1 pseudogene is annotated in these 741 nt (G+C 72.9%); it reads right to left on the reverse strand.

Annotation, left to right across the window (positions count from 1 at the left end):
* Window positions 1–243, reverse strand: a pseudogene (locus FVW27_RS18025) (methylated-DNA--[protein]-cysteine S-methyltransferase); the annotation flags it as partial.
* Between the last annotated feature and the right edge of the window lie 498 nt (window positions 244–741).

Consider the following 741-nt stretch of genomic DNA (forward strand, 5'->3'; position numbering starts at 1 on the left):
GGGCCAGGCGTCCGGGTGCGGGTTGGTCCAGCCGTCGCGCGCGGCGGGGGGGCTGCCCAGCGCGGCCCCGTTCCAGCACATGGTGATTTCGCGCAGTCGGCTTTCCCCGTTGTGTGCGCGCCAGTGCAGGATCAGCGAGAGCGGGCCGGCCACCAGGCGCTCGCGCACCTCGTCGAACAGGGCGGTGTCCGGAATGTCGAGCGCGGCGCGGCGGCGGGGAGTGGACGAACGGCTGTGCGGCATGAGGCCTCCGAAGGTGAAAGGCGAGTGGGTTCCTGCCGGGGGGCGCGCCCTGCTGGATCGAGGGGCGCGGCAAGGCGCGGCAGTCCGGGCAATGCAGTCCGGCGGGGCGGCCTTGAAAAACAGCCTGTCGTTTCCATAGCCGGAAAGTCCGGCGGCGGAAAAGGGGTGCCCGCGAGATGGGCCGGGCGAGGCGCATGGGCCGGGCGAGGCGCACGGGTTGGACGAGGTGCGCTGGTTTGGCATGGCCGACAGCTGGCCCGGTGGCTGCGAGATGCGGACCGGATCTATGCCGGACGCGTTCAGCAGTGCAGGGCGGCAGTCTTCATTCGCCGTCCACCACGGGCCGCAGGTGCGGGAAGGCAACACAGGCCGCCGCGTATTCCGCTTCCCACGCCTGGGCCTGTTCCGTGTCCCGCAGACGCGGAGCGGCCCCCGGCAGGCGGTGGGGCGGCACGGCGAACCACGCAGGAGGTGCCGCCACGGCGGGCGGGGCAGGGT

Source organism: Nitratidesulfovibrio liaohensis (assembly GCF_011682075.1).
Classification (GTDB): domain Bacteria; phylum Desulfobacterota; class Desulfovibrionia; order Desulfovibrionales; family Desulfovibrionaceae; genus Cupidesulfovibrio; species Cupidesulfovibrio liaohensis.